General features: G+C 51.7%; 16 protein-coding genes. 14 read left to right on the forward strand and 2 right to left on the reverse strand.

What is annotated here, in order from left to right; translation table 11 throughout:
* Positions 1 to 25 precede the first annotated feature (25 nt).
* From GSVR_RS13515 to GSVR_RS13545, 8 genes are all read left to right on the forward strand, one after another.
* Positions 26 to 970, forward strand: coding sequence for a hypothetical protein (locus tag GSVR_RS13515; protein ID WP_173202366.1), 945 nt, complete (start codon positions 26 to 28; stop codon positions 968 to 970).
* A gap of 17 nt (positions 971 to 987) precedes the next feature.
* The gene (locus tag GSVR_RS13520; protein WP_173202367.1) at positions 988 to 2,700 is read left to right on the forward strand and encodes a radical SAM protein; all 1,713 of its coding nucleotides are present in this window, start codon (positions 988 to 990) and stop codon (positions 2,698 to 2,700) included.
* A 69-nt stretch (positions 2,701 to 2,769) separates the two neighbouring features.
* Positions 2,770 to 3,735, forward strand: coding sequence for an agmatinase (speB, locus tag GSVR_RS13525; RefSeq protein ID WP_173202368.1), 966 nt, complete (start codon positions 2,770 to 2,772; stop codon positions 3,733 to 3,735).
* 289 nt (positions 3,736 to 4,024) lie between these two features.
* Positions 4,025 to 4,279, forward strand: a complete 255-nt coding sequence (locus GSVR_RS13530; protein WP_173202369.1) for an aspartate/glutamate racemase family protein — start codon at positions 4,025 to 4,027, stop codon at positions 4,277 to 4,279.
* 65 nt (positions 4,280 to 4,344) lie between these two features.
* Entirely contained in the window at positions 4,345 to 4,650 is a 306-nt protein-coding gene (locus GSVR_RS13535) for a transposase (RefSeq protein WP_173202370.1), read from the forward strand.
* A gap of 32 nt (positions 4,651 to 4,682) precedes the next feature.
* Entirely contained in the window at positions 4,683 to 5,129 is a 447-nt protein-coding gene (locus tag GSVR_RS22080) for an IS3 family transposase (protein ID WP_239077333.1), read from the forward strand.
* Positions 5,060 to 5,365: a DDE-type integrase/transposase/recombinase gene (locus GSVR_RS22425; protein ID WP_370552081.1), complete on the forward strand. Its 306-nt coding sequence runs from the start codon at positions 5,060 to 5,062 to the stop codon at positions 5,363 to 5,365. Before GSVR_RS22080 ends, GSVR_RS22425 begins: the two co-directional genes overlap by 70 nt.
* Positions 5,254 to 5,664 (forward strand): DUF1398 family protein, encoded by a 411-nt coding sequence (locus GSVR_RS13545; RefSeq protein WP_173202371.1) that lies wholly within the window; start codon positions 5,254 to 5,256, stop codon positions 5,662 to 5,664. Before GSVR_RS22425 ends, GSVR_RS13545 begins: the two co-directional genes overlap by 112 nt.
* A gap of 160 nt (positions 5,665 to 5,824) precedes the next feature.
* Here the strand turns inward: GSVR_RS13545 and GSVR_RS13550 are convergent, their stop codons facing one another.
* Positions 5,825 to 6,247, reverse strand: coding sequence for a helix-turn-helix domain-containing protein (locus GSVR_RS13550; protein ID WP_173202372.1), 423 nt, complete (start codon positions 6,245 to 6,247; stop codon positions 5,825 to 5,827).
* Between the two features lie 76 nt (positions 6,248 to 6,323).
* Between GSVR_RS13550 and GSVR_RS13555 the strand changes: the two genes are divergently transcribed.
* The 5 genes from GSVR_RS13555 to GSVR_RS13575 all read left to right on the forward strand — a co-directional run bounded on the left by GSVR_RS13555 (position 6,324) and on the right by GSVR_RS13575 (position 9,099).
* Entirely contained in the window at positions 6,324 to 7,094 is a 771-nt protein-coding gene (locus GSVR_RS13555; RefSeq protein ID WP_173202373.1) for an SDR family oxidoreductase, read from the forward strand.
* Positions 7,095 to 7,104: 10 nt separating this feature from the next.
* A complete protein-coding gene (locus tag GSVR_RS13560; protein ID WP_173202374.1) occupies positions 7,105 to 7,392 on the forward strand; it encodes a DUF1330 domain-containing protein in 288 nt (95 codons plus the stop codon).
* 96 nt (positions 7,393 to 7,488) lie between these two features.
* A complete protein-coding gene (locus GSVR_RS13565; RefSeq protein WP_173202375.1) occupies positions 7,489 to 8,121 on the forward strand; it encodes a LysE family translocator in 633 nt (210 codons plus the stop codon).
* A 170-nt stretch (positions 8,122 to 8,291) separates the two neighbouring features.
* Entirely contained in the window at positions 8,292 to 8,594 is a 303-nt protein-coding gene (locus GSVR_RS13570; RefSeq protein ID WP_173202376.1) for a polyhydroxyalkanoic acid system family protein, read from the forward strand.
* A 19-nt stretch (positions 8,595 to 8,613) separates the two neighbouring features.
* Positions 8,614 to 9,099 carry a hypothetical protein gene (locus tag GSVR_RS13575; RefSeq protein ID WP_173202377.1) on the forward strand — a complete coding sequence of 162 codons (486 nt, stop codon included), beginning with the start codon at positions 8,614 to 8,616 and terminating at the stop codon, positions 9,097 to 9,099.
* Positions 9,100 to 9,299: 200 nt separating this feature from the next.
* On the opposite strand, the gene GSVR_RS13580 is transcribed toward GSVR_RS13575, so the two are convergent.
* Complete coding sequence (locus GSVR_RS13580; protein WP_173202378.1) at positions 9,300 to 10,070, reverse strand: class I SAM-dependent methyltransferase; 771 nt, start codon at positions 10,068 to 10,070, stop codon at positions 9,300 to 9,302.
* 234 nt (positions 10,071 to 10,304) lie between these two features.
* On the opposite strand from GSVR_RS13580, the gene GSVR_RS13585 reads away from it, so the two are divergent.
* Positions 10,305 to 11,633, forward strand: coding sequence for a TAXI family TRAP transporter solute-binding subunit (locus GSVR_RS13585; protein WP_173202379.1), 1,329 nt, complete (start codon positions 10,305 to 10,307; stop codon positions 11,631 to 11,633).
* The last annotated feature ends 87 nt before the right edge of the window (positions 11,634 to 11,720 follow it).

The following is an 11,720-nucleotide window of genomic DNA, read 5'->3' on the forward strand; positions in this document are numbered from 1 at the left end:
CGAAAATTTCTGAGGAGGCAATCGAATGATTCATGACAACCTGCATGCAACCCACCATCAAATTGTTCATCTTTATATGACTTCCTATACGGATCATCTTGCAGAAATGATCCGCGTGCACGATGCCGTTTCCGGGTATTACAAAAATGAGTTGGGTAAATTATTCATCATTATCCATGTGGTCGAAGATTCTCCCGTAGTGCTGAACATGTTAGAAGACACCATTCTAACCATTCGAGAGGTGCCGGGAGAATTAAAACAAGATCCTATCATCGCGATTATGATTAACGAGGATAAAACTTCAGTCGAGACCCTTGAGGCGTTAGCAAAACTTGATACGCGCAGCCCCCGCCTGCAGGTGGTTTTCTCTGTAACCGACTCTCAGCCGTTTCACCAGTATACCAACTCTCTGGAAAGCTTGTTGCGCAAAGCAGAACAGCTTTTTCTGCAATGCCGTGTGCGGTTTAATCTGGTAACGCCAGATCGTTCTCTTCCATCAATAAAAGATTACCTGAACCCCATACTATCAAGTAAGAGCTATTTACAAGCATTCTTCGAAAAATACCCACCGATTATCGATATCCCCCTTTTTGCCCAGATCGAAAATATGGACCACTTTGCAAACGAGATCATCGATTTTTGGGAATGTTTTCCCTGGGTAGAAGAAACAGTTCCCTTCATGACGAATGGATTAATGCGACTCTTTTTCATCACAAAAGAGCAGAATTTTCTACAACATATAATCCGTCGAGATGTTCAGCGATATTCTCCAGGTGAGGCAAGAACCTCCATCGCATGCTTAAGAAAGGTTCAAAAAATTGATCATAGCTTCCGTGCCGGCTTACAGCATCGGACTACATCAGCAGTCGACAACCATCAGTTTCATTACACAAAAAAATCGATTGCCTTAGATCATGATTGGGATTTTGTGTTCGATTCTTACGAGTGTCAATCACCAATTTTTATTTAATGAACCGGGAGGGGTAGATGAGTGTTGAAATTGATATTATCTTGTTGAAGTTGCCAAATCACAATATTGACTATCCGAGCTTATCTATACCAACACTGACACGTGCACTCCGGAATGATGGGATTACGGTTATTCAACAAGATGTTAATGTTGAACTTAAGGATATTCTACTTACTCAAAGATGCCTTGAAGAAATCACCTATGAGTTTTTACCAGCAATATGTGAATACTTTATCAGCGATCCTGAAGAGTACACTCGGGTAAAAAACATGGTTATTTACCTGAATAATATTGATACTACCATTGGATTTGGTGCTTTGGAAAGCGTAAAAAGTCAATTGCTGGAGCGTAAATACAAACAAATCTTTACCTCAACAGAGTCGAGTAACAACACCCTGATTCTCTTTACCATAGCAAGCTTGCTGCACAATGTTATCGATCTTGCAATCACATTGGACGAGCTGAATGCCCCGATAGCGCAGGACAACGTGGTAATTCGCTTCATGAAGGACAAGATCAAATCGATTGCAGCCATCAATTCCCGTATTGTCAGTTTTTCAGTACTCGATATTCAACGCAAGGCAACGCTTTGGTTCGCAAAGCGTTTACGCAAGGTTTACCAAGGAACTATAGTTGTAGGAGGACCTGATGTCTCTATATTTCGCGACAATTTCATCCGGCATTACCCATTCATCAACGTCGCCTTTTTGAAAGAATCCGAGGTCAGCTTGGTAAAGTTTGTTCAGGGAGTCCCTGTAGATACTATAGATGGGGTCATTTACCGTGACATAGATGGCACTGTTCGTATAAACGAGCCAAAACACGAACCAAGCAATTCAGTATATCGCCCAGATTTCGATGGATTTCCACTGGATAAATTCCTTCTTCCCACCTTGCCAATCAGTGCTTCTCGAGGTTGTAAATGGGCTATTTGTAAGTTTTGTGTCCATCATCAAACGTACACCAGTTACTATGAAAGAACAGCGAGTGCTGTTGTCGATGACATCGAGTATTTTGTCCAAAAGTATCATACACGTTATTTTCATTTTACCGACGATATGCTGGATATTACGATCGGTACTGCAATCGCCCGGGAGCTTATTCAAAGAGGCTTAGATATAAACATCCTTACATATGCTCGCTTTCAAAATGGCTTCACTCCAGAGATTCTCGATCTTTGGGCACGTGGCGGCATCAAGGTCATTGAATGGGGGCTTGAATCCGCCTCCCCAAGAATGTTGAAAGAGATGGCAAAGGGAATCTCCATAGAAAAAGTGCAAACCATTCTGAAAGATAGTCGCGAAAAGGGCATCCTCAATAAACTCATGCTGTTTCATAACTACCCTTCGGAAACCATAGACGATTTTGAGCAAACTGTTGATTTCTTGGAAAAAAATATCGAAGAACGAAATGTGCGCCCATTTTTCACTATTCGAAACAAACTGGAATTAAGATTGAATTCCGAACTGGATCATCTTTCACAACAAGCCAATCAGACTATTTTTCCAAAACGATGGAATACAAGTAGTATTTTTCAATCTAAAATAGAATATGAAGATACTCCTGACTACCCTGTAAAATTACATAAACTCGAAGCTTTTCTTGGCAGAATGCAGCATCTTGTCAGTTCACGTCGAGTTTTCAGCACAAATGACGAAAACTTAACGCTCGACCTTGTGGTGCTCGATGTCAGCGCACAAGAGGATAAAATGTGCATCCAAAGTATTTAACGAACGGCAATTCCCCGTTCAGGTCTCTGCTCCGGGATGAGGTTTGACAGAAAATTATAAGGAGAAGCAATGGATAACAAAACTATTGGATCAGTAATCTCAAGTGCTCCACGTTTCTGCGGAATTACGAGTTTTATGCGACTGCCCCATACTCGTGACCTTAACGAGGTAGATGTTGCAATCATCGGCATCCCGTTTGATTCAGACGGAGCCTTTCGAATTGGTTCCCGTTTTGCACCGGAGTCCATCCGTTCGCAGGGGAAACTGTGCCTGAGAAACTATCATATTGCCCATAATATAGCGCCTCTAGAGCATATCAAGGTTGTGGATTTTGGAGATTCTGCCGTCATACCCGGTTCTGTTGAGCGAACATACGAGGTTGTTGAATGTGAAGTATCCCCGATATTTCAGGAAGGGGTTATCCCAATCGCTTTAGGAGGGGACCACTCGATTTCCTTACCGCTGTTAAGAGCTGCAGCAAAAAAATACGGTAAGGTAGCTTTGGTACATTTTGACGCCCACCTTGATACAGGTGACGTCTATTATGATGAAATCAAATACACCCACGGCACCCAATTTCGTCGTGCCGTGGAAGAAGGTCTTGTCGACACCTCAAAGTCCATCCAGGTGGGGATGAATGGAACTATTTATCCTGAAATGACCCGCGAATATTCTGAGACTTTAGGATACAAGATCATTACAATGGACGAGGCGGCTGCGCTTGGTTCCCAAATGGTAGCCAATGCTATTCTTGAACGTACTCAAGGCTTACCAGTTTTCTTCTCTTTTGATATTGATATCATGGACGTTTCTGTCGCCCCTGGTTCTGGAGCTCCGGAAGTAGGCGGCTATCTAACTCGCGAAATGCTCCAGATACTCAGAGCACTGCGCGATCTAAACATCATCGGCGTAGATATAGTTGAGGTAAACCCGTTATTCGACAGTGGTCAGATAACCTCCATTCTGGCAGCAAATATCGTATTTGAATTTCTTGCAATGATTGCTACTCGAAAGCGACAGAGACAACCAATGTAACTTATCTTAGATATCGACAAAAAAAGGGCGGCCATACTTGATGGTCGCCCTTTTTGTTGGTATGTGATGCTGGCAGAGGCCTCGTAAGCTTCTCTGTCAAGTAAGCAGTTTGAAAGTACGAGTTTCCGGTATGGTTTTGGTGGAACCATCCAGGCCGTATAGGAGGGAGTCATACCGGTGTACATGATATTCATCAGGTAGAGGATCAGGGACCGCAGCGAGATCAAGGAGTACGGAAGACTGGCCCCTGTAGCGGCAGCAGGGCGGGAAATAATCCATCACTTTTGTCGTGCCGGACGACCAAGACCAGCAGTTCATTCAGGAAAAGCTTGTCACCGAGATTGAAAAGGGAATCATGAAAGAGGATACACGCTCTTCTTTACTGAGCATTATCGAAGGCATGAGAGAACGGGACGGCATCGAGGCTGCGATTCTCGGATGCACCGAACTCCCCTTGATTTTTGCCGATAACGACGCGAATATATCTCTCCTTAATACTACCGCACTGCATGTCGAAGAAATCTGCAAATATTGCCTTGGCTAACAAGGTGAGCTATCTTCACTTTAGCGGACACATCAATTACCCTAACGGGAACAGGAGGTGTGTCCATGGTCAATCGACGGTACGATTCAGACTTCAAGCGCGAAGCCGTGCGCATGGTTGTTGAAGATGGTTTGAGTGTTCGCGAGGTTGAACGTAGCCTCGGGATCACTTACGGAGTTTTGAAGGGCTGGGTGCAGAAGCACCGTGATCATCAAGACGCCGCGTTTGTCGGGCGCGTTGCTCCGGAGTCGCCTGAGGCTGAACTGAAGCGGCTACGCAAAGAGAATGAACGACTCCAACGGGAGCGAGACATTCTAAAAAAAGCAGTGGCCATCTTCTCGACGGACCCGCATCGATATTCGGGTTCATAACCGAGCACCGCTGCCAGTACGGAGTGAAGGAGATGTGCCGCGTTTTTGGAGTGTCTCGGAGCCGGTATTACACTCAGCTTAATGCCAAAGCGACCAAGCGGCGGCGTGAGGATCGGGCGCTGCTGGTCGATATCAAGGCAGCCTTCGACGACAGTGACCAGACCTATGGTGCGGGCCGCATTGGCCACGAGCTTCGCGCTCGAGGTACCCGGGTGGGCAAGAACCGCATCTGGCGCTTGATGAAACTGCACGGGCTGAGGGTCAAGACCATGCGCCGCTTCAAGCTCACGACGAATTCGGACCACAAACGACCAGTGGCTCCGAACCTGGTCAAGCGCAACTTTTCGGCCGAAGCCCCGGTCGGCTCTGGACCGGAGATATCACCTACATCTGGACCGCCGAAGGCTGGCTGTATCTTGCCGTCATTCTGGATGTCTTTTCCCGCCGGATTGTTGGCTGGAGCATGGACAAGAGGATGACGGATACCTTGGCTGTCACTGCGTTCAAGAATGCCCTGGTGCGGCGGCGCACTGCTGCTGGCTTGATCACTACAGCAGACCAAACGCCAAGGTACTACTTACTCGCACAGCAAAGGAAACATCCATGGATACTGAGATCGTTGCAGAAACCGCCCGCGCCACTCTTTCCGGCATCATTTCCTTTCCAGAGGTTGTCCGCAGACTTACTGAGACCGGCATTGAGTATTACCATGTAGATTACATTGCCTTGCGGAAAAGCTTTTACAGCGCCACAGGTGATGTTGTCACCACCCCGATCAACTATGAAGATCTACCCCCAGTAGCCGCCGATTTCGATGCAGTGGGGTTGCGTGCAGCAATTTGGGACAGCCAGCACCAAGGCCAGCATTACCGGGACTTTACTCGGCGTGCGATGGAGGCGGGGGTGCAGGGCTATATCGCGTTTTTACGCGGTCAGCGAGTGACTTATTGGGGCCGCGGCGGCGACCAGCATACCGAGTGGTTTCCCGGGGCAAAACCAACTGATTCCAAATGAAAGCAACAAGGACACCGAGGGTCGAGGCTTGCTTGCATTCTTTGATATTCTGAAAAGTGGAGCATAACCATCAGATGGTGCAAGCCTGACCCTGTTGATCTTCCTCAAACGACGCATACCCGCACATCTCACCGATGCGACTCTACTCCGCTTCCTTCCATTACCTCTCCAATTCCAAGACTTCATATTTCGCATGGTAGCCGCCGTATTCCGCCTCGGGGTTGCGCTGCGCAGCCCATACCAGCAACGCATCCAGGGCAGGGCAGAGGCCCCTGCCCTGCTCCGTCAGTCCGTAATCCACCCGGGGCGGAACCTGCGGATATACGGTTCTCTGAACGATCCTATCCGCTTCCAGGGCCCGCAACTGCTGAATGAGCATCTTCTGCGTAACGTCGGGAATGGCTCGTTCCAGCTCCGAGAACCGCATGATGCCGTTCGCAAACAGGTTCATGATGATCGGCAGTTTCCACCTCCCCTCCAGCACCTTCAGAGCATCCTGTATGCCCGCGGCAGCCACGGTAGGGGATATGGTTTCATGCTTACTTTCGGGTAAGTACCCGACTTTTTTGTGTGTACTTGACATAGGTGCACCCTAATCGGTAGCTTGGAAAATGTCAACCGCGGGCCCCGGATGATACCAAAACGCACACGGAGGAATCATGAAAAACGAGTTTGCGGGGAAAAAGGCGCTGGTCACGGGAGGTACCAAGGGAATGGGGCAGGCCATGGCGCTCCGCCTTGCCGCAGGGGGAGCGGATGTCATCGTTGTTGCGCGAAATATGCCCCCGGAGTTTCCGCTGAAAGGGATAGAAGCGGACATAGCCACCAGCGAAGGAACGGACCAGGTTATCGAGCATGTCAAAAAGGAGTTCGGCTGCCTGGATATCCTGATCAACAATGCCGGCGGGTCGAAATCTCCCATGGGGGGATATATCAATCAAACCGACGATGAATGGCAGAACATGTTCGAGCTCAACCTCTTCGGCGCGGTACGGCTGGACCGGGGACTCCTGCCCGGCATGACGGAGCGGGGTAAAGGGGTCATCATCCATGTCTCCTCCATCCAAAGCCACAAGCCGATCTATGAATCTACCCTTGCTTATGCGGCGGCCAAGGCGGCCTTGAATAACTACAGCAAGGCTTTGTCGCTGGAGGTGGGAAAACATGGCGTGCGGGTGAACGTCATCTCGCCGGGATTCATCGAGACCGAGGCGGCCGGCGCCTATGTCAGGCAGATTGCGGAGGATAAGGGCATCAGCATCGATGAAGCCCGGCAGGAGATCATGGACTACATCGGCGGCATACCGCTCGGAAGAACGGGGCGCCCCGAAGAGGTGGCGGAGCTGGCGGCCTTTCTTGCTTCGGACCGGGCTGCCTGGATAACAGGGGTCGAGTACCGGATCGACGGCGGAACCATTCAGACCGTATAGGAGGGCAGCTATGCCGGTGTACATGATATTCATCAGGGAGAGGATCAGGGACCGCGGCGAGATCGAGGAGTACGGAAGGCTGGCTCCTGCAGCGGCAGCAGGACGGGAAATGAAGCCTCTGTCCGTCTACGGGAAACTGGAAACGCTTGAGGGACCGGAAGCCCAGGGTGTCGTGCTGTTGGAATTTCCGACGCATGCAGAGGCAATGGCCTGGTACAACAGCGAGGAATACAGGGAGGCCAGACGACATCGGTTCCTGGGGGCGGATTACCGGGTATTTGCGCTCGAAGGAACATGATCATGCCGTGACCGTGGCTTGGGATTACTTTTGGATGGACAAATCCCGGCCGGTTTTATACATGATATGCTCTATTCATTTATCGAGTGAGACGAGATGACCGATTTTTCCTACTGGTTTGTATTTTTATCCACGGTGATTATCCTGAATCTCTCGCCTGGGCCGGACATGATCTACATCATGTCGCGTACCGTTGCCCATGGCCGAAATGCCGGGTTTGGAGCGGCTCTCGGTGTCTGCACCGGGGCTCTTTTCCATGTATCGATTGCAGCGTTGGGTCTTGCGGCGATTCTCGTTGCATCCCCGGTTGCATTCACCGTGGCGAAATACGTGGGGGCTGCCTACTTGATTTATCTGGGAATACAAGCGTTCCGGTCCACAGAAGGTCTGCTTCGCATGGATGACGACGGTATAGCCTCCATGACCTTTTCCCAGGCTTTCCGGCAGGGGGTGCTGGTCGACATCCTCAACCCCAAGGTTTCTCTCTTCTTCATGGCCTTTCTTCCGCAGTTTGTCCGGCCGGAGCTGGGGCATGTGCATATGCAGACCTTTGGCCTGGGAGTGCTGGTAATCTTACTGTCGATCCCCATAGAGAGCAGTCTTGTACTGGTGGCGGATAAGATCAGCCGTGTTCTTCGCACCAATGCATCCTATTCGCTTCTGCTGAATCGACTGCTTGGAGCGATTTTTGTGGGGCTTGGCCTGAACTTGGTATATTTCCACTTTTGAAGTCCCGGTCCATAGTATGTGGTCACGGGAACAGGCTTGCACTTCTGGCGAAAGTGGAGCATCAAATTTCAAATGACGCAGTTGTCCCTTATGGCTCCAATAGAAGAATATAGCGTACCTCGCATAACCTCCTGACTCCCATCCCTTAGTAGAAATGAAAGAGAAAGAATATGCCCAAACTCAAAATGGCTGTCCCCCATAGCCTCACGCAGGATGAAGCCATCAAGCGTATCAAGGTTCTACTCGATGACACAAAAAAGGAATTTGCTCACAAGATCAGCGCATTGCATGAGGAGTGGGATGGCAATACGGGCAGGTTCAATTTTTCCGCAATGGGTTTTTCAGTGTCAGGGACGCTGACCGTGAAGACGTCGCAGGTAGATATCTCCGGTAACTTCCCTCTTGCAGCAATGCTCTTCAAGAGGAAGATCGAATCCACGATACGGCATTGTGCGGAAACGCTGCTTGCCTGAACGACGCGAAGGCTCTGCCATGCAATGGAAGAAAATCTCAAACCTGATAATGAGACCAAAACTTGCTCATATAATTCTACTCAGCATGTTCATATCATCATGCACTGTGATCGAGCCAGCAAAGAAATTCGATATAGAAAATGAAAATAGAATCAGAGATTTGTCTATCAGACGGGATTTTGTCTCCCCCGAAGAACGCGATGTTATCGATTCCGAACTTAGATTTAGAAAAACAAAGCGGGATGGCCTTGTAATGTTTGATCCCCTGCATTTCTCGGGAAATGATGATGCCAAAATCATGACCTATCAAGCGGCGCCTGAGAATAAAAACAGCGCCCTGAACCCGTTATTGAATAAACAGCTGGGGAGATCCAGCGACTTAACGCCGGAAATAAAAGAGAAGGCATTGATTGAACTCATAGAGAAGAATTGGGGGGCACAGAGCGAAAGGAATAACCTATTGCTTAAAACACCACTTAACGCGCGGCAGGAGCCGACTCGCTGACGCTCATGGTTCACCGGTGCTGCTGGCCACAATGTGCAAGAGAGGAATTGGTGGGCACAAGACGGTAGAAACAGCCCGTTGTGCTTACATCCGCCAAGACCTGCAAACGAAGAGAGGCCGGGAATTGTCTCCCGGCCTCTCTTGTCGAGTACGTCCGTTGTGGCGTCAAATCATTCCCATGTCCCGGCCCGGATGCCCCCTCAAAGCGCATAGGTCAGGAACAGGTCGGTGCGATAGGGAATATGGATGAACTCCTTGCCCCGGGTTTCGGGATGTTCGCGCACCAGGGCCCTGACCTCTTCCAGCACCTGCACCCGTGTTTCATCAGGCAACGCCGCAATGAAACTCGCCGAAGCCACGCGGTCGACCAGGGTCTGGACCGTACCGATCTGGGTATGGGCAAATTCACAGTGCCGCAGCGGCGCGAACAGGCTCGTGGCGGCAAAGGCGTGTTGCCACTCGCCGCTTTTGTAGCGCGGTGTCCCGCCTTCATAGCGTTCGTAGATCCGTCCCAGGCAGGCCATCCAATCCACCGAATCGTCCCGGAGGTTCCAGATCAGCCCCAAGCCGCCCCCGGGCCGGAGCACGCGGCGGAACTCGGCCAGGGCCTCCTCGCCACGGAACCAGTGAAAGGCCTGGGCCGCCGTCAGACTATCAGCCGAACCGCTTGGCAGGGGGATCTGCTCGGCGCTCCCGTCCCGCACCTCAATCCACGGACAGACTGCTGCGAGCTTGCGCCGCATCCCCTCCACCGGTTCCACGGCAATGATCCGCGCCCCCGACGACGCCAGCAACCGGGTAAACTTGCCGGTCCCGGCCCCCACGTCCACCACGGTCGTTCCCGGAACAATGGCCAATTCGTGAATCAGCCGGTCGACCGCATCTTTCGGATATTCCGGCCGCCCCCGCTCGTAAAAATCAGATGCCGTACCGAAACCCACAACGGCCTTTTCGTGAACTGAAGCGATCATACAGGCCCCCCTTTTTCCTCCGATGCCAGGCGCTGAAACACCTGGGAGGGGCAGGATATCAGAATATGGCCAGGTCCGCCAGAGCGTACGTGCCCTTCAGGGACCGCGTAGGTCCGGGGCTGCAGTAGCGACAGGGCGACAGGCGCGGGAATGTGTTGACAAAAGGAACCATTTGCAGAGAATGAAGGGGCAGTCGCACCCGCGAACAGTTGCACGAGGAGAACATACAGCGCCATGAAGCAGAGCATCAAGATGCCGTCCCTTAACAGACCGCTGACGCGCTTCGCCCGGATCTCGTTCCGCGATCTGGTTTTCACCGTCCTCCCTATCCTGTTCATAACCATCCTCGGCATAGGTGCGGCTTACCGGTTCATGCGTCCGGCCCCGCCGACCACACTCACCATCACCTCCGGACCGGCAGGAAGCGTGTTTCAGCTCAATGCCGAAAAATACAGGAAAATCCTGGCCCGCAACGGCGTAACCCTGAAGATCCTGCCTTCCAACGGCTCACTGGAAAACCTCAACCGGCTTCTGGCCCCTTCATCCGGCGTCGATATCGGCTTCGTCCAGGGGGGCATGGTCGGGGACAAGCCGGCAGGCACTCTGTTCTCCCTCGGGAGCGTGTTTCACGAGCCGCTGGCCCTTTTCTACCGTTCCGGCAAGCCGATCAGCCTGATTTCGCAGCTGGCCGGCAAACGCCTGGCAATAGGTCCGGAGGGGAGCGGCACCCGCGCCGTTGCCATGACGCTGCTCAAGGCGAACGGCATCAAGCCGGGAGATGCGACACTGCTGGATCTGTCGGGTGAAGCCGCTACCTGGGCACTTGTCGATGAGAAAGTTGACGCGGCCTTTCTGATGGGGGACTCGGCCACGCCGGCCGACATGCGGAGCCTGCTGTGGACACCGGGGATACACCTGTTCAACTTCAGCCAGGCCGAGGCTTATTCGCGGCGCTATCCCTACCTGAACCAGCTTGTCATCCCCATGGGGGCTTTCGATTTCGGCAAGAACGAACCTGCCTCGGACATCCATCTCCTGGCGCCGACCGTTGAACTGGTGGCACGCAACAGCCTCCACCCCGCCCTCTCCGATCTTCTGATCGAGGCGGCCCGGGAAGTCCATGGCCGCGCCACCCTCCTGCAGCGCGCAGGGGAGTTCCCTGCACCGGTGGAGCACGAATTCCGTCTCAGTGACGACGCGAAGCGCTACTATACCTCCGGAAAGAAGCTGCTCTACCGGTATATGCCCTTCTGGCTGGCGACGCTGGTCGACCGTTTTCTGGTGGTGTTCGTCCCTGTCCTGGTGCTGCTCATACCGGGCCTGAAACTGGTGCCGGCGCTGTATGACTGGCGCATAAAATCGCGCATCTACCGCTGGTATGGGATCTTGATTTCCCTGGAGCGGGCTCTGCTTTCCCGCCAGACGACTGAAGAGCGCGAAGAAACACTCAAGCGGCTGGACGAGATCGAAACGCAGGTAAATCGGATGAAAGTGCCCCTGTCGTACGCCGACCAGTTTTACGTCCTGCGCGATCACATCAGCTTCGTCCGGCAGCGGTATTGAAGGTTTCCCTTGACCGATGTCTGATGGGTCCGGTGCCATACGACCGACGGCAGAGGTTGAGTCGGGAATCGATCGGGAAACATACGA

Source organism: Geobacter sp. SVR (assembly GCF_016865365.1).
Classification (GTDB): Bacteria; Desulfobacterota; Desulfuromonadia; order Geobacterales; family Pseudopelobacteraceae; genus Pelotalea.

Coding starts and splice junctions, on each gene's coding strand:
- GSVR_RS13565 (WP_173202375.1), top strand. CDS start 7,489: ATGACCGATTTTTCCTACTGGTTTGTATTTTTATCCACGGTGATTATC.
- GSVR_RS13515 (WP_173202366.1), top strand. CDS start 26: ATGATTCATGACAACCTGCATGCAACCCACCATCAAATTGTTCATCTT.
- GSVR_RS13560 (WP_173202374.1), top strand. CDS start 7,105: ATGCCGGTGTACATGATATTCATCAGGGAGAGGATCAGGGACCGCGGC.
- GSVR_RS13535 (WP_173202370.1), top strand. CDS start 4,345: ATGGTCAATCGACGGTACGATTCAGACTTCAAGCGCGAAGCCGTGCGC.
- GSVR_RS13585 (WP_173202379.1), top strand. CDS start 10,305: ATGAAGCAGAGCATCAAGATGCCGTCCCTTAACAGACCGCTGACGCGC.
- GSVR_RS13580 (WP_173202378.1), bottom strand. CDS start 10,070: ATGATCGCTTCAGTTCACGAAAAGGCCGTTGTGGGTTTCGGTACGGCA.
- GSVR_RS13575 (WP_173202377.1), top strand. CDS start 8,614: ATGCAATGGAAGAAAATCTCAAACCTGATAATGAGACCAAAACTTGCT.
- GSVR_RS13545 (WP_173202371.1), top strand. CDS start 5,254: ATGGATACTGAGATCGTTGCAGAAACCGCCCGCGCCACTCTTTCCGGC.
- GSVR_RS13555 (WP_173202373.1), top strand. CDS start 6,324: ATGAAAAACGAGTTTGCGGGGAAAAAGGCGCTGGTCACGGGAGGTACC.
- GSVR_RS13520 (WP_173202367.1), top strand. CDS start 988: ATGAGTGTTGAAATTGATATTATCTTGTTGAAGTTGCCAAATCACAAT.
- GSVR_RS22080 (WP_239077333.1), top strand. CDS start 4,683: ATGTGCCGCGTTTTTGGAGTGTCTCGGAGCCGGTATTACACTCAGCTT.
- speB (WP_173202368.1), top strand. CDS start 2,770: ATGGATAACAAAACTATTGGATCAGTAATCTCAAGTGCTCCACGTTTC.
- GSVR_RS13550 (WP_173202372.1), bottom strand. CDS start 6,247: ATGTCAAGTACACACAAAAAAGTCGGGTACTTACCCGAAAGTAAGCAT.
- GSVR_RS13570 (WP_173202376.1), top strand. CDS start 8,292: ATGCCCAAACTCAAAATGGCTGTCCCCCATAGCCTCACGCAGGATGAA.